Source organism: Myxococcales bacterium (assembly GCA_012513515.1).
Classification (GTDB): Bacteria; UBA10199; UBA10199; order 2-02-FULL-44-16; family JAAZCA01; genus JAAZCA01.
The window spans coordinates 69281-84944 of sequence record JAAZCA010000036.1; the positions used below are offsets into that span (position 1 = coordinate 69281).

A 15664-nucleotide genomic window follows, 5' to 3' on the forward strand; every position below is an offset into this window, starting at 1 on the left:
TTGAAAAATTTTGGAGGCCTCTTTGATGAAGGAAAAAAATCTCGAAGAAACTTTTATGAAAGCCGCTGTGGCACAGGCGGTGCGGGCGGGAGAATTAGACGAGGTACCAATTGGAGCGGTTGCGGTTTTGGGCAACAAAATAATAGCCAGGGCGCACAACCTTCGTGAAAAAAAACAGGATCCGCTAGGTCACGCCGAAATTTTGCTGATCGAAAAGGCGGCGAAAAAAATGAAAAGCTGGAGGCTGGATGGCGTCACCATATATGTTACATGCGAGCCTTGTGTGATGTGTGCGGGAGCTATTTTGCAGTCGAGGGTGAAGAGGGTTGTATTTGGCTGTTTCGATCCGAAGGCGGGAGCGGTAGGTTCCCTCTTCAACCTGTCGAACGATAGAAGGCTAAATCACAGATTCGAGGTGAAAAGCGGGGTTATGGGAAAACAGTGTGCAGCTCTCCTCTCCGAATTTTTCAGGCGGAAGCGGAAGAAAAAATGCAAATAACATCTCCTCTCCTCACAAAAAACCCGCGCTTTCGCACGGGTTTTTTTGTTGCGGAGAGGGAGGGATTCGAACCCTCGGTACCCAGAAGGGTACAACGGTTTTCGAGACCGCCCCGTTCGACCGCTCCGGCACCTCTCCAGTATTTGCGTTATGCTGGCGACGACTGTAGGTCGGTGCTAGTCATTACGCAAATACTGGCCCGCCAAAGTTTTAGTGGCGGGCTCTTTCAGCAAGTTTTCAACAACTTTTCTGCCTTCGCCTGTTTTTAGAAATCGTTCACATTTCATTGCGTTATGCTGGCGACGACTGTAGGTCGGTGCTAGTCATTACGCAAATATTGGCCCGCCAAAGTTTTAGTGGCGGGCTCTTTCAGCAAGTTTTCAACAACTTTTCTGCCTTCGCCTGTTTTTAGAAATCGTTCACATTTCATTGCGTTATGCTGGCGACGACTGTAGGTCGGCGCTAGTCATTACGCAAATACTGGCCCGCCAAAGTTTTAGTGGCGGGCTCTCCACTGAGGTTTCTGAGTCCTCGATTTAAGCACTTGATGATGACAATATTTCCGTCATTCCTGCACTGTAAGCCGCTTTCTGCGGCGGGGCAGGAATCCAGTTACGGACGTTCAACTCATAACCGCACATACCTCAACTTTCGACCTTGAAGCCGAATCCCCCTACAACAGGCAAAAAGCTTTGTCTAGATCTCATATCGGTTGTCTAAATCATGCCCCTGTAGTATCGGCCCTCTCTTAAAATTGAAGAAAGGTTGGGAAAATGGAAATAGCGATAGTTGGACTCCCTCAAAGCGGGAAGAGCACTCTTTTTAAAATAATGACCGGCGTGGACAGCGGCTCGCAGCTCTCCGAGGTCGCTGTGCGCGGCGTCGCGAAGATCCCCGACGCGCGTTTTTTGAAGCTGGTGGAGATTTTCAAGCCCGCGAAGGTGACTCCTGCCTCCGTGCCGTTTGTGGATATCAACGCCCGCGGCGAGGGAGCATGGTCCGTAATAAGACAGAGAATCGGATCAGCAGATGCGATCCTACATGTCATAGATGCCTTTACCGATTCGGATACTGTGAAACTCACGGATAAGTACCAAAAACTTTCGGTGGAGATGGCGATAGCCGATCTCATAATGGTCGAAGCCCGTCTCGAAAAACTTATGAAGATCCCGGCGGCGACGCTGAAGCCTGAGGAGAAAATACACAGGGAACTTCTTCCCAAGGTGAAGGATATGCTGGAGTCGGGCGGCGGGGTGAGGGATGTCGATATGTCCGATTTCGAAAGGGACTCGCTGAAAAGCTTTTCATTTCTTACGATCAAGCCTGAGATGGTGGTCGTCAATGTAGCAGAGGGAGTTTCCGGGGTAGCCGCTCAATTCGTTTCGAAATCGCCGGTCGGTCGAAATGCCATAGAGATCTGCTGCAACATAGAGTCTGAGATCGCCGAGCTCGAACAGGCTGAGCGCGAGGAGTTTATGAAGTCGCTAGGGATCGACGAGCCTGCCTTTGCACGAATCATCAGGGAGGCCTTTTTGATGCTAGGCCGCATCTATTATTTCACCGTCGGCGAGGATGAGGTGAGGGCGTGGGTCATAAGAAAGGGCTCCACCGCGCCACAGGCGGCCGCCGCTATACACAAAGATTTCGAACGTGGTTTCATCAGGGCTGAGGTCGTCGCATACCATGACTTCATAAACACCGGCTGCGATCTTCATAAGGCCAAAGCTGCCGGCAAACAGCGACTAGAGGGAAAGGAATATATCGTCGCGGATGGTGATATTGTAAATTTCAGGTTTAATGTGTAGAGATCAGTGGCCCTGATTTTTATCCCTCAATTGTGGCTGCCTGATCCCTTATTTCCCCTTGAAACGGGGCCGTGTGCGGAACGTACCTACTTGGCGGAGAGAGTGGGATTCGAACCCACGTTACCGTTAAGTAAACACGCTTTCCAAGCGTGCGCCTTCAGCCTCTCGGCCATCTCTCCAGAAGCGGGCGCAATAGAGCATAAGGCCATTTCCAGGGCAACTCATTTTTGCATGAGCGGGGTTTCGCAGATCGCTAGATATTACGGTATCTGGTTCTGCTTCGTGCTTAAGTTTTCTGCGCGCCTTGCCGATTTTTCAAGTAGTGAAAAGATGAGAGCCGATGTGAACGGGATAGCTTCGCTGAATTCCTCAAAGCTGAGCGTCCCCGATAGTATGGATGCACCGGCTTCTGCGACAAACTCTCCCCAGTCTTGGCTGTAATAGCAGGATTTCGTCAGTCTTTCTAGTGTTACGAATTCCTTTTCGCCCCCGGACTTTATGGCCAGCATTGCCGCGACCCAGCCTTCAGATCTTTCACCTCCATGAAGCGAGTGACACATCTCATGAAGAAATATTGGGAAGACTTCTCCATATTTCCTGTCGAATTCGAAGAGGCGCACGAGGTTTTTGGAGCTGCAAAATATTCCCCCTACGTCTGAGAGGGTACTGAATCCGTAATACGTTGAAGTATTGGGATAGATTTCTATTCGTTTTACGCTGCTGAAAAGTGCGATGGGGCTTTTTGACATCATCCTCACTATTCTCGATCGTCTTGCTACAAATGATTTTCTTTCATCTGCCACAACTTGAAGAGTGATCTTCCTTTTAAATTCGGGGGTGAAGATGTCTATGGCCTGAGTGAAGATTCTTTCTGCAACAAGGTTTGCGCCTATTTCATTGATCTCCGATGTCGCCGGTATTGGGTGCCGGACTGTCGGAGTTTTTAAAGAGGCTGGATTGATTTGCGCGTAAAAGTGTGTTTTAAAGAAATTCCTGATTTCATCGGTGGATGCCTCCCGCCATCTCCTGTTCGGGAGGGATTTGTGGAGTTTGATATTCCTGTGATCTCCGGATCCGTTTAATTCGAAATCTCCGTAGTTGGTCGGCTCCGAGATCGGGTTTATGAAAAAATCCGTGTTTCCAATTCGTATCGGATACTGCCTGTACATCTTTCCAAATTTATCGGTTATCACTCCTATGGAGGGATAACTCCTTCTTGTCAAAGGGGCAACCTTTTCGCCTTTTGGAACTGCGAAGAGAAAGCGTTCGCTGCTGTTGAGGTCCATGAGAAAATGCGGATTGGCATTTTCACCTTCGCTTTCGATTATCTCCGCTGTATCGGCCTTGTGCGCTTCGTAGGCTCTTCCTTCGTACGCTATGAATCTGATGTCGGTCAGGTCGGCGTTTTCTATCCTGACAGGGGTGTTTCCTTTTTCATCGATTTGGAAGGCGAAGTAGCCTAACCCACTCACACATATTATTCTGACTCCATCTTTCTTCGTGACGAGGCGGGCTTTATACAGCGTCAAGTTTTGCAGATACAGATCGTGCGAGGGGATGTATACCTCGGGTATGTAATGGCCTTCTGAATCAGCAGCGACTACCGCACCGCAGCGGTGTTTTATTATGTAGGCATTTCCGCTTTTTGCCACGCAGCGCAAACCCCCGCGGCTTGGAGTTATTCTGCAGTGCCTTTCTATGGATTCCAGCGCGATTTGAATCGCCTTTTCTGGGATTTCGATACGCAATGTAGGGGGGAGTTTTTCGGGAAATTCGAATTCAGTTTTTTCGATCCTACCCAAATAGGTCTGAACGAAGCTCTCTTCCCTCTTAGCCATTGCCCAGAGCGCCGACTCCCTTCCTGCCGCGCCGGTCACTACACCTGCTGTCGCTGTGGATAAGGGAGCGGTCGCTGCGAAGGTGTGGCTGCCGGGCATACCGGGAAGAAACGCCGGAATGGTGGCAGTCGTCAGCGTTGGAGATGGTCTCGTAATATGAAGCATTGTTCCTTCTTATCGCAAGTTTTTGTCATAAGTTGCGATCTTTTTTGTTCTTTTTTGTTCCTTAAATCTGCTGTGATTGCACATAATTTCTCCCGTCAATGGGCCTGTTTTATGCCTGCAAAAGACTTTTATCTTTTATAGGATGTACTTTACCAGTAGTAGTCGACATATTTCAGCGTGTTAGGGGTAGAAATGACGGTTTCGAAGGAAAAGTGGGATTTGCTTTATTCCAGGATGAAGGCGGCCGGGATATCCGAGGGAGATATCGAGGAAAAGTTCGTCCGTTCATCCGGCAAAGGGGGGCAGAACGTAAACAAGCTCTCTACATGCGTCGTATTAAAACACCTTCCAAGCGGTATTATCATCAAATGTCAGGATGAGCGATCTCAGGGGATGAACCGTTTTTTCGCCCGCAGGCGCCTTTTGGAAAGGCTTGAGAGGGCGAGGTTGGGGTGCGAGAGCGAAGCGGAGAAAAAACGCTGGAAGATCAAAAAACAGAAGAAAAAACGTTCAAAAAAGGCAAAAGAGAAAATTCTTAGGGAAAAAAGAAGGATTTCTGAGAAAAAATCGCTTAGAAAAAGACCGGTTGAGGGGTGAGCGATGGATAGATGTTAGAATTCAGCCTCCAAATTTTTTTAGGCCATATAGCAACTCCTCCCCCACCTTCATCCGATGATGTAGGCATGGGAAGCGAAATTCCAAAAGATGGCATTTGTTTACAGCTCGATAACGGCTTCTATGTCGAGACTCCTGACGGGTTGAATTTTGAATATTATTCTGGCGACCCAAGCGGAGAGCACTTTGCGAAAGACGTATATAGCAGCACTCCCGATTTGAGCACTTTGGAAAGAAACGCCGAACGCTGCTATAGGGATTATCAGACCTTACAAGAGATTTTCAAGATGCGTCCTGCCTCAAAAAAGGTTAAAGAAACCCCTTCAGTATCCAAAGGGGAAGAGGGCGAAAAATCATCTTCCCCGATGTTTCAGGGGAAAACTCCTGGCGAATGGGTTTGGGACGATGATGGTATCACAAAGAGTAGAACCTGGGTTGGACCTGATGGCTCCGAGGCAACTGAAAGGATAACGAATGATGGGACGGGGGCCAGAACGATGGAATGCGATGATACTATATGTAGTTTTAGAGATGAGCGCCCCGATGATTTACGTGAAGAAATGAACTCCGCTGATGGATGGGAAGCGACCGATGTCGGTGGTATGAATTTTGATACCAAGATCGTCTATGATAGTGCAAGGAACAAGATGTTCGTCCTGGCTCGGGATGAACATGGTAACGTATTAGTCGTAGACACGAATGGTATTACAAATTTTCTAAAGTCCGTGGATGGGCACAAACTCAGTTGGGAGGTGATGGATAGCCCTGCCTGGAAGGATCTTATTAAGAGGTTTAAACTCTGATCTGAAATAGCCATAATCTGACCCGATGACCCGCATTTGTCGAATCGAGGACCCTCGACGCAACCGATAATCATTCGGTGGGCCTAGCAGGAATCGAACCTGCGACCCTCTGCTTAGGAGGCAGATGCTCTATCCACTGAGCTACAGGCCCGCCAAATGATTATCTAACAGTTTTTAAAAATCAAAAAACTATGTTGCATCGGGGGGAGGTAACCGACGAAGTCGGTATGCTCTATCCAGCGAGCTACAGGTCCGCGAAGCGATCCAATTCCGAACGACGAATTTGTGCTCCTACAACAGTTAAAATGGGTCAGTCAATCCTTTTTGAACCATCCTGAGATAAACCGTAGCTGATGGACCTTATGTTGTCAGGGAGGATGGTCATAGCCGGGGAGGACCTTCTCGACTTTTTTCGAAGCGGATATTCTCCGTTGACGTCATGTCGCTTTAATATGTTTTTGGGAAAGTTCCTCTCTATTCCGACAGCGAGTAGTTGAGTGTGACGGTTATCGGCGCAGGATAGTAGGGAAGGGGCTCCGCCCGCCTTGCTGTTTCCATGGCCGCCTCATCTAAAATATTCGCCCCGCATGAACTCGCCAGCTTTATCCACTTTATGCTGCCATCTTCATTTATTTCGAAGGAGATTTTGGGTTTTCCCTCGATCCCCTTTTTCTTAGCGGTCATAGGGTAGTACTTTCTTTCATCCAGGCGTCGCCAGACCTTTGAGAGGGTGTCCTGAGACCTGGCCTCACCGCCTCCGTAGCCGCTACCTGCCGACGTTCCGGAGCCGCCATGGATCGCGCCCCCGGTTCCTCCATCCTCACCGGAGCTTTTCGAGTGCGAATGTTCAATCCCGCTTTTCTGGGGCGATGCCTGCAAAAGCAGTTTCCTTTTCGTCGCGGAGGGGCTGGTGAATTCCCCAGCCGATCTCCCGGATATAACGTCTGTCACCCATACGCTTACAATCGAGCCACCTGAACCCCCTGAACCGCCGCTTTTTGCGTGATAGACTTCATGGCTTAGCCCCAGCGCTACCAGTATGGCGGCTACATGGATGAGCAGGGATATGGATAACGATTTTTTGAATCTCTCCATCGGAGAGGCACGATTGCGGGTTTTCCTGTCTAAGTCAACGGAGATCGAGGCCAATGGCACAGTCGCTTGGGAAGTCCGCTGGGAAGTCCGCCTTGTCCACGCCACCTTATTCTGTTAGCATTGCAGCCCATGATGATGAGGATAGAGAGTGATTTAAAATCAGGTGCGAGGAGATGGGTCGATCTGGGGGGGTGGTTGCTATTTTTGGGATGGATCGTGGTGAATTTTCTCTTCAAGCCATTTCCAAAAGGAGTTACTTCGATAGGAGTTGGCACCATCGTGCTCTTCGTTGCGGTGATGAGATTTTTGGCGGGGGGGTCGATCAGCATGTTCTGGCTCATAATCGGAGTCGTTTTCATGGGGGCCGGTTTTGGCCACCTCTCTGGAATCGATTTTCCGTTTACTTCGGCAGCCCTTATGGTTTGCGGTGTGATGATGCTTCTCAACAGTCGCAGCGCGGGTGGTTGACGAGATGAGCGAAAGATTTTCATATAACTTTGGAGCTGGTCCGTCGGTTGTGCCGCATGAAGTTTTAGATGCTGCTGTTGCCGAACTTTCAAGAAAAGATAGCCAGAGCATATTGGAAATCCATCACAGGTCGACGAGGTTTAAGAATCTACTCGAGGAATGTGAATCTTTATCGCGTGAGCTTTTGGGTATTCCAAAAAATTACAGGTTTTTGATTTTGCCGGGCGGAGGTAGGATGCAGTTCGCGATGATTCCTATGAATCTGCTTGAGGGAAGCGCCGACTACGCGATCACCGGGCTTTGGTCGAAGAAGGCTATGGAGGAGGCGGAGAAGGTTGGAAACGTTCGTGTAGCGTATTCTTCCGAAGATGCCTTTTTTTCGAAGGTCCCTCTGCCGGAGGAAATTGAAATAGATGGTACCGCCAGCTATCTTCATATCACCTCGAACAATACGGTATATGGCACTCAGTATTACGAGTTTCCCGATGCCGGTGAGCCTCCTCTCATCGCAGATATGTCGTCGGATCTCTTCACGCGCGATGTAGATGTTTCAAACTTTGCCTTGATCTATGCTGCTTTCCAGAAGAACTGCGGTATCGCGGGAGCTGCGGTGGTGATAATCAGGGATGATCTTCTCGAAAGGAATCCGAGAATTCTTCCGGATTTTCTCAGATACGGCATTCATGCCAATCACGGATCCCTTTTTAATACCCCTCCGCTCTTTTCGATATTTATCTTCAGGGAAATGCTTCGATGGATAAAGCGATCAGGCGGAGTTGAGATGCTTGGCAGATCGAATGACGAAAAATCATCTCTCATATATGAGGTGATAGATAGTTCGGATTTTTATACCGGCGCGGCTGAAAAAGGGAGCCGGTCAAAGGTTAACGTAGTATTCGATCTCTCCGATGACAAAATTACGAAACTCTTCATAGAGCGCGCAGAGTCCTTAGGCCTCCTTGGTCTCTCCGGGCACAGGTCGCGCGGTGGAATTAGAGCCTCGTTATATAATGCCATGCCCGTTTCAGGAGCGCACGCCCTGGCTGAATTCATGAGGGAATTTGAAAAACGATCGTGAGGCGGGATTATTTGCCGCCTTCCTTTCTGCCATTCTTGACAGTAGGCGTAAGTAGGCGTAATTTGTAGCAAAAGGGGGAGGGATGAAAAGGAGCGTTTTCTGGGTTCTGGCGATTGCGGTCGTGGCTTTGGTGATAACGTGCGTCTCGAAGCATAATGAGCTCTCAGCGCTCGATGAAGGGCTTGAAAAGCAGTGGACTCCACTTGTGAATGTTATTACCCCGATATATATGCAGATCCCCGATTTGGTAAACGAGGTGATTCTCTACAATGGCAAGGAGGATGAAGTGGTCCACAATCTTGCCACCGCTTACAAAGATTTCAATGAATCCTCTTCGACCTCTTCTCAGGTGACCGCTGCTAATAGGATAGAAGCTGCGCTTTCCGTGCTGTTCATCGAGGCTAGTCGGCGCTATCCGGGGATAGCGTCACATTATCAGTTTCAGAATTTGAAACAGATCTTTCAGACGACGTCAGAGGATATAGACAGGTTGGTGGAGGGGTACAACAATTCGGTCGACAACTTCAACAGCTACGTCAGGCAGTTTCCGAATAACATCGTCGGGATGCTCCTAGGTTCTGGTTCGAGAGCAGACTACTTCAGAAAAGAAAACTGACCGTATTTTATTTTGGGATCTCTTCAACCTTTTAGGGACATGGAGGTCATATGCTATCGATGATTGATGTACTGATATTGGCCGCTTACTTTGTGGTGGTGATGGGGGTAGGATTTTATTTTACCAAGAGGGAGAGCACATCAACCGATTACTTTCTTGCCAGCAGGCATATCGGTTGGATAGCGATTGGCGCTTCCCTGTTTGCGACCAACATTTCCTCCGAACACTTCATAGGTTTAGCGGGGACAGGCGCTGCATCAGGGCTTGCCGTCGGTCACTTTGAATGGCTGGCATGCATCATCGTGCTCATTTTGGGCTGGATTTTTGTTCCCTTTTATCTCAAGTCCGGCGTTTTCACGATGCCGGAGTTTTTGGAAAAGAGATTCAATAAGACCGCCAGGCGTTACCTAACCATTATCTCGATAGTAGGATATGTTCTGACGAAGATATCCGTGACGCTCTACGCCGGAAGCCTTCTTCTGAAACACGTTCTCGGCGTTGAACCGATGACCGGCGCCATCATAATGGTGGTGGCTACCGGCGCTTACACAATAGCCGGCGGCTTGAAAGCGGTCATCTATACTGAACTCTTTCAGACCTTCGTCCTGATCGGAGGCGCGCTGGTTCTGACAATAATAGGGCTCAATCAGGTAGGGGGATTCGAGGGGCTTTACGCAAAGCTTCCGCCCGACTACTTTCACATGTTCAAGCCCTGGGACCATCCGGATTTTCCGTGGACCGGCATAATCTTTGGAGCACCTATACTCGGGATATGGTACTGGTGTACCGATCAGTACATTGTTCAGCGCGTTCTCTCGGCGAAGGGGCTCGACGATGCTAGGAGCGGAACGATCTTCGCCGGCTTTCTGAAGATACTTCCCGTCTTCATACTCGTGCTCCCCGGGCTCATAGCCGCTGCGCTATGGCCGGAGATCCGTGGAGATATGGCCTATCCAAATCTAGTCACTGGACTTCTACCTGTAGGGATGAAGGGGCTGGTTATAGCCGGTCTTCTAGCCGCGTTGATGTCGTCGCTTGCGGCGTGCTTTAATTCCACCTCGACGCTTTTTACGATGGATCTCTACAAACCTTTCAGAAAGTACGCATCGGAGAGGGAGCTCGTCCTTGTGGGCAGGATCGCCACCGCCCTTCTCGTCGTAATCGGCCTTCTGTGGATACCGTTCATAAAATACCTCAGCTCGCAGATCTACATATACCTGCAGAGCGTGCAGGCCTATATATCGCCGCCTATAGCAGTCTGTTTTCTGCTCGGCCTCTTTTGGAAGAGAGCCAACGGCAAGGGGGCCATCGCAGCGCTCTTTGTCGGATTTATCCTGGGAGCTGTGCGCTTCGGCTCTGAGCTGGCATTCAAGGCGGGGAGGATCGATGGGGGATTGTTGTCCTACTATGCCAGTGCGAACTTTCTGCATATTGCGGTTTTTATCTTTGTCGTCTGCAGCGCGATTTTCGTGTTCGTCAGTCTCATGACGGATCCGCCTGCGCGCGAAAAGATCGCCGGACTTACCTGGAGTCTCTCCGGCGAGGCGGTGAGCGGAGTCGATGTGATGGCCCTGCCTGTGCTCGCCGAGCGGCCGTGGTGGAGAAAGATCAATATCCTGATGTCGGTTGTGCTGGTGCTAATCCTGCTGATGCTCTGGTGGAAATTCTTCTAGATAAATTTGCTGAGATAGAAAAGGGCTGCCCCGAAAGGAGCAGCCCTTTTAAAATCGACGCGGGATCGTTATTCCAGGTCGGAATCGGAGTCGCCCGCTGCATCGCTTGTGCCTGGATTTTCCGGGTACCACCTCTTCATGATCTCCATGATCTGATAGGCCTGTTTGGCGTTGGTTATCGTGAATTTACTGCGAGGCATGTAGCTGTCGCCTTTTTTCTGATATCTCTGGATGCGGATCTTCGGCGCGCCGAACTGGCCCGTTTTCGAATCGAGTTCCCTGATGAGGTACATTATGGTAGTCCAGGCCCCGCGGGTGAGAATTTCTTTCTTGAGTTCTTCGACCTTCTGCTTGCCATCCCTCTCGTCCGTCCAATTCGCCGTTAGTTTATCTATGCTTCCTGACATGAATGCTCCTTTCAATTCAACAATTGTGCGGGGCAATATACTTTTCCGGGGAAATAGATCAACATATTAAAGGGACGCCACATGCGGAGGCACGTATTGCAGGATGGGGAGCCTCTTAGAAAGATAGCATGTTGAATTGCCGGAGGATATGATGTAGGGGTTGCTTCAAAATACCGGAGGAGAGATGGATTTCAGGACCTGTTCCAGGGGAAGGGTTTTTATGGCGAGGTTCGATGCCGGGGAGGATCTCCTATCTTCCCTTGAGCGATTTGCCAAAGAAAACAAAATTTCGGCTGGGCATTTTTCGGTAATAGGAGGGCTGAAGAAACTTTCTTACGGGTTGCTCGGAAAGGGCGGCCACAAGGTTTTGAAATATGAGGCGGAGAGGTGCTTCGAGATCCTTCCGACCTTCGGCAACATCACTCTAAAAGACGGGGAGGTCATGATTCACGCTCATATAGCCGCAGCGGATGAAGATGAAGGCGTCCTGCGGGGTGGACATCTCTCCGAGGGATGCGAGATATACCCGTTTGCAGAGGTAGTGATAGAGGAGCTTTCTCCGCCGGTATATAGAAGCTACAACAGCGCTATAAATCTGTGGCCGCTGAATTTTAAGGCGACATCGGAGAATAGTTTTTTGTCGGAAAGAGAAGTTTCAAAATGATCGTAGATCGCGACCACATAGGTTTTTTCGGAAAGATGAATTCCGGCAAAAGCACGCTGATGAATCTCATTACGCAGCAGTGCACTTCGATAGTCGACGATACTCCGGGGACCACCGCCGATACGAAATTTTCCGCCTGTGAAATTCATGGCCTGGGTCCTGTGAAATTGTATGACACTGCAGGTATAGACGAGAGGGCCGCGCTTGGCGAAAAGAAGAGGGCTAAGGTTTTTTCCGACCTCAAGGAATGCGATCTGGTTGTGTTGGTTGTAAATCCGGCTACGCAGGATTTCTCCCCCGAAAACGAGCTGCTCGAATTTGCGCGCGATCACGACAAACAGGTTATCATATTCTATAACCTATTCAGTGAAGGTGACCGTGCCAGCGTACGTACGGCTGCCGCTGGCATGCCTCTTTCGATGTTCTACAAGAACATAGCGATAGATGCGAAGGACGATGCTTCGAGGATTCCAGTCATCGATTTCATCAGAGAGAATTTCGAGTCTAAAAATTTCAAGGTTGATCTGTTGCCAAACGTGGTGCGGGACGGTTTTTACATTCTCAACATACCGATGGATGTTGAAACCCCGGGCGGAAGGTATCTTCGTCCGCAAGCTATGTGCGAGGAATTCATTACCCGCAACTGGGCTTTTCCGGTTTCATACAGGATGGATCTCGCATCCGCGCGCAGCCACGACCCCGAGGTCGTTGCTGCCGAGCGAGGCAGGTTTGACAAATTAATTGCTGGGCTTGGGAAAAAGCCTGAACTCGTCATCACCGATTCTCAAGCGATGGATGTCGCAGGGAAATGGGTTCCTAAAGATATTCTTATCACGACATTTTCCATAGTGATGATCAACTACATGAGCCGCGGGCGCCTCAAGGCCTTCGTCAACGGCGCGCTATCGATAGGTAAGCTGAAAAGTGGCGACAAGATTTTGATAGTGGAGGCCTGCAATCATTCTCGTGTTGGGGAGGATATCGGCACGGTGCAGATACCAAATTATCTTTCGCATAACTTCCCGGGTGTCATAGTTGAGCATAATTTCGGCCGCGAATTTCAGCAAAATTCCACACTTTCGCAATATTCGCTCATAATCCACTGCGGCGGTTGCATGATAAGCTCGCAGAAGCTCGCCGCCAGAATGCGAGATCTCGATGCCCTCGGAGTTCCATACACCAACTACGGCCTCTTTCTTTCGTACATGCAGGGCGAGGATGTCATGCTAAGGGTCGTAAAGCCTTTTAGCCTGTAGCGGCAGAGGCCGTAAAATATTGACGACATTGGCGACGACGCGATCGGGTTTGGTGAGCCCCTATCTTTACGGCCGGTTTTTCTTGGACTTGAAATCGCTCAGACTAAGTATTATATGCAAGCTTATAACTTGCCATTGCTTGAATCGGAGGGGGTATGGTTAAAAAAAGAATTCTAATAGTCGGCGGGGTCGCCGGCGGGGCGACTGCCGCCGCGAGGCTCAGGCGGCTCTCTGAGGATGACGAGATCGTCATCTTTGAACGCGGGGAATACGTTTCCTTTGCAAACTGCGGTCTTCCGTATTTCGTGGGTAAAGTTATCAAAAAAGAGGACTCGCTTCTGGTCCAGACCCCCGAAGGCCTGAGAGCCCGCTTTAACATAGATGTTAGAATTCTCTCCGAGGTTGTGGCGATAGATCGCGAAAATCACGAGATAGAGGTGAAGGATCTCTCTTCAGGAAAAATTTACAGGGAGAGATACGACAAGCTGATACTTTCGCCTGGAGCGAGCCCGATAAGGCCCCCGATGCCAGGCATCGATGACGAGCGCATCTTCACTTTAAGAACTGTGCCTGATGCACGCAGGATAAAATCCTTCGTAGATGAGAAACTCCCCCGCCGCGCTATAGTCATCGGAGGTGGATTCATCGGCCTCGAGATGGCGGAGAATCTTCACGAACGCGGTGTGCATGTCACGGTGGTCGAAAAGCTTCCTCAGGTTATGCCTAATCTCGATCCCGAGTTTGCGAACGTCATCACGCAGCATATGAAATTCAAGGGTGTTAATTTCATCCTTGGCGCGGGCATTTCCGGATTCAAAAGTGGAGATGCTCTCGTGGTCGAATTGGAAAACGGAGAGTCCCTCGAGGCCGAGATGGCGATTCTGGCGATCGGCGTTCGCCCCGACACGGCATTTGTGGCCAAGGCCGGAATAGACCTCGAGAAAAACGGTGCTATCAAGGTTGATAGTGCGATGCGCACGAACGATCCGGATATTTTTGCGGTGGGGGACGCTGTTATCTCCGACAACCCGATAACTGGCGGAAGGTGGGGGATAGCGCTCGCCGGTCCGGCCAATGCACAGGCGAGAATAGCAGCCAACGTCATAAACGGGATCGAAGATTATTATGATGGTCCGGTTGGGACATCCATACTAAAGATATTTGATCTGGTCGTTGGATCGGCGGGGTGCACAGAAGGGTATTTGAAACAAAACTCGATTCCCTTTGAAAAGGTGTACACGCACACACCGAACCATGTTGGCTATTATCCGGGGGCTACCCCTATATCGGTGAAGCTGATCTTTAATCCAAAAGATGGCAGATTGTTGGGTGCGCAGTTTTCAGGGACGAAGGGGATAGATCGCCGCCTTGACGTCGTGGCATCCGTCATCAGGATGAAGGGAACGGTCGCAGATCTTACGAGGCTTGATCTCGCCTATGCACCTCCCTTTGGTGCGGCAAAGGATGTCATCAACATAGCCGGGTATGTCGCTTCAAACGTGATTTCAGGCGATACAAAGATTATGCACTGGAACGACGTGGACGGGGTGAAATCCGATCCTTCATGGGTCATGCTCGACGTGAGGACCTCCGAGGAATTTTCGCTCGGCACCATACCGGGTGCCATAAATATTCCAGTCGATGAGCTTCGGTCCAGAATTTCAGAACTAAAGTCCGGAAAGAAGATCCTGTCCTTTTGCCAGGTCGGGTTGCGCGGATATTTGGCCGAGAGGATGCTGCGCCAGCACGCTTTCGACGTGAGAAACCTTTCCGGCGGATACAAAACCTACACGCAGGCGACTGACAGAGATTCCAGAAACATAACCGCGCCTGCGGAAAATATCGGGAGCGACGATATGCTTCAACCTGTGCCAGATAAATTGGCTTCCACGCACTTGCTTGATGCCTGCGGTCTTTCATGTCCCGGGCCGATAAAGCGCACTTTTGAAGAGGTTTCGCGCATCTCAGATGGTGAGATTTTGGAGGTCAGGGCTACCGATCTCGGATTTGCTCAGGACATCAAGTCCTGGTGTGAGAACACCGGAAATGAACTGCTTTCGGTCTCTTCCGATGACGGTGTCATCGTTGCGAAGATACGTAAGCGTTCATATGATGAGGTGAGTTCGGCTAGGTCCACAGGTAACGAGAAGAGTATCGTGGTATTTTCCGGCGACATGGACAAAGTTATGGCGGCATTCGTAATCGCCACCGGTGCTGCCAGCATGGGGCAGAGGGTGAATATGTTTTTTACCTTCTGGGGACTAAATGCCATCAAGAGGCCGAACCCTCCGGCAGTGAATAAGGATTTTCTATCCCGCATGTTTGGCATGATGATGCCCAAAGGTGCATCTTCGCTGAAGCTCTCAAAGCTCAACATGGGCGGAGTCGGCACGCGCCTCATGAAATACGTGATGAAATCCAAAAAGGTTGATTCCCTGACCGATATGATATCCACCGCGCGTTCCGCAGGAATCAGGTTTGTAGCCTGCCAGATGTCGATGGATGTAATGGGGATATCGCGAGATGAGCTGATCGACGACGTTGAAGTGGGCGGGGTTGCCACATTCGTGGCGGATGCCGACCGTTCAAATGCAACGCTGTTCATATAGATACCTGTCTTAAAATCGTGCGCCTGTCCGTATATCGGGCAGGCGCTTTTTTTTAACTCCCAGTAAAGTCTGA

Annotated in this window: 14 protein-coding genes and 3 tRNA genes; 11 read left to right on the forward strand and 6 right to left on the reverse strand. The window is 49.9% G+C overall.

The window, feature by feature from the left end; translation table 11 throughout:
* Positions 1-25: 25 nt before the first annotated feature.
* Positions 26-499: a nucleoside deaminase gene (locus GX659_07665; protein ID NLD28657.1), complete on the forward strand. Its 474-nt coding sequence runs from the start codon at positions 26-28 to the stop codon at positions 497-499.
* A gap of 51 nt (positions 500-550) precedes the next feature.
* Here GX659_07665 and GX659_07670 read toward each other — a convergent pair.
* A tRNA-Ser gene (locus tag GX659_07670) sits at positions 551-637 on the reverse strand.
* A 635-nt stretch (positions 638-1272) separates the two neighbouring features.
* Between GX659_07670 and ychF the strand changes: the two genes are divergently transcribed.
* Positions 1273-2304, forward strand: a complete 1032-nt coding sequence (ychF, locus tag GX659_07675; protein NLD28658.1) for a redox-regulated ATPase YchF — start codon at positions 1273-1275, stop codon at positions 2302-2304.
* Between the two features lie 91 nt (positions 2305-2395).
* On the opposite strand, the gene GX659_07680 is transcribed toward ychF, so the two are convergent.
* Both GX659_07680 and GX659_07685 read right to left on the reverse strand, forming a co-directional pair.
* Positions 2396-2483 (reverse strand) — tRNA-Ser (locus tag GX659_07680).
* An 81-nt stretch (positions 2484-2564) separates the two neighbouring features.
* On the reverse strand, positions 2565-4307 hold the full coding sequence (locus GX659_07685) for a hypothetical protein (protein NLD28659.1): 1743 nt from the start codon (positions 4305-4307) through the stop codon (positions 2565-2567).
* 192 nt (positions 4308-4499) lie between these two features.
* Between GX659_07685 and GX659_07690 the strand changes: the two genes are divergently transcribed.
* Positions 4500-4904 carry a peptide chain release factor-like protein gene (locus tag GX659_07690; protein ID NLD28660.1) on the forward strand — a complete coding sequence of 135 codons (405 nt, stop codon included), beginning with the start codon at positions 4500-4502 and terminating at the stop codon, positions 4902-4904.
* A gap of 11 nt (positions 4905-4915) precedes the next feature.
* Entirely contained in the window at positions 4916-5725 is an 810-nt protein-coding gene (locus tag GX659_07695; GenBank protein NLD28661.1) for a hypothetical protein, read from the forward strand.
* 78 nt (positions 5726-5803) lie between these two features.
* Here the strand turns inward: GX659_07695 and GX659_07700 are convergent.
* Both GX659_07700 and GX659_07705 read right to left on the reverse strand, forming a co-directional pair.
* Positions 5804-5876 (reverse strand) — tRNA-Arg (locus GX659_07700).
* 323 nt (positions 5877-6199) lie between these two features.
* Positions 6200-6820 carry an energy transducer TonB gene (locus GX659_07705; GenBank protein NLD28662.1) on the reverse strand — a complete coding sequence of 207 codons (621 nt, stop codon included), beginning with the start codon at positions 6818-6820 and terminating at the stop codon, positions 6200-6202.
* Between the two features lie 129 nt (positions 6821-6949).
* Between GX659_07705 and GX659_07710 the strand changes: the two genes are divergently transcribed.
* The 4 genes from GX659_07710 to GX659_07725 all read left to right on the forward strand — a co-directional run bounded on the left by GX659_07710 (position 6950) and on the right by GX659_07725 (position 10655).
* Positions 6950-7288 (forward strand): hypothetical protein, encoded by a 339-nt coding sequence (locus GX659_07710; GenBank protein ID NLD28663.1) that lies wholly within the window; start codon positions 6950-6952, stop codon positions 7286-7288.
* Between the two features lie 4 nt (positions 7289-7292).
* Entirely contained in the window at positions 7293-8366 is a 1074-nt protein-coding gene (serC, locus tag GX659_07715) for a 3-phosphoserine/phosphohydroxythreonine transaminase (GenBank protein NLD28664.1), read from the forward strand.
* Between the two features lie 82 nt (positions 8367-8448).
* Positions 8449-8982, forward strand: a complete 534-nt coding sequence (locus GX659_07720) for a LemA family protein (protein ID NLD28665.1) — start codon at positions 8449-8451, stop codon at positions 8980-8982.
* A 50-nt stretch (positions 8983-9032) separates the two neighbouring features.
* A complete protein-coding gene (locus GX659_07725) occupies positions 9033-10655 on the forward strand; it encodes a sodium/solute symporter (protein NLD28666.1) in 1623 nt (540 codons plus the stop codon).
* Positions 10656-10723: 68 nt separating this feature from the next.
* Here the strand turns inward: GX659_07725 and GX659_07730 are convergent, their stop codons facing one another.
* The gene (locus GX659_07730; protein ID NLD28667.1) at positions 10724-11062 is read right to left on the reverse strand and encodes a hypothetical protein; all 339 of its coding nucleotides are present in this window, start codon (positions 11060-11062) and stop codon (positions 10724-10726) included.
* A 184-nt stretch (positions 11063-11246) separates the two neighbouring features.
* On the opposite strand from GX659_07730, the gene GX659_07735 reads away from it, so the two are divergent.
* The 3 genes from GX659_07735 (at position 11247) to GX659_07745 (ending at position 15591) form a co-directional block, all read left to right on the forward strand.
* Positions 11247-11726: a DNA-binding protein gene (locus GX659_07735; GenBank protein ID NLD28668.1), complete on the forward strand. Its 480-nt coding sequence runs from the start codon at positions 11247-11249 to the stop codon at positions 11724-11726.
* The gene (locus GX659_07740) at positions 11723-12982 is read left to right on the forward strand and encodes a GTP-binding protein (protein NLD28669.1); all 1260 of its coding nucleotides are present in this window, start codon (positions 11723-11725) and stop codon (positions 12980-12982) included. The genes GX659_07735 and GX659_07740 overlap by 4 nt, the downstream gene beginning before the upstream one ends.
* A 155-nt stretch (positions 12983-13137) precedes the next feature.
* Positions 13138-15591, forward strand: coding sequence for an FAD-dependent oxidoreductase (locus GX659_07745; GenBank protein ID NLD28670.1), 2454 nt, complete (start codon positions 13138-13140; stop codon positions 15589-15591).
* Positions 15592-15664: the final 73 nt, after the last annotated feature.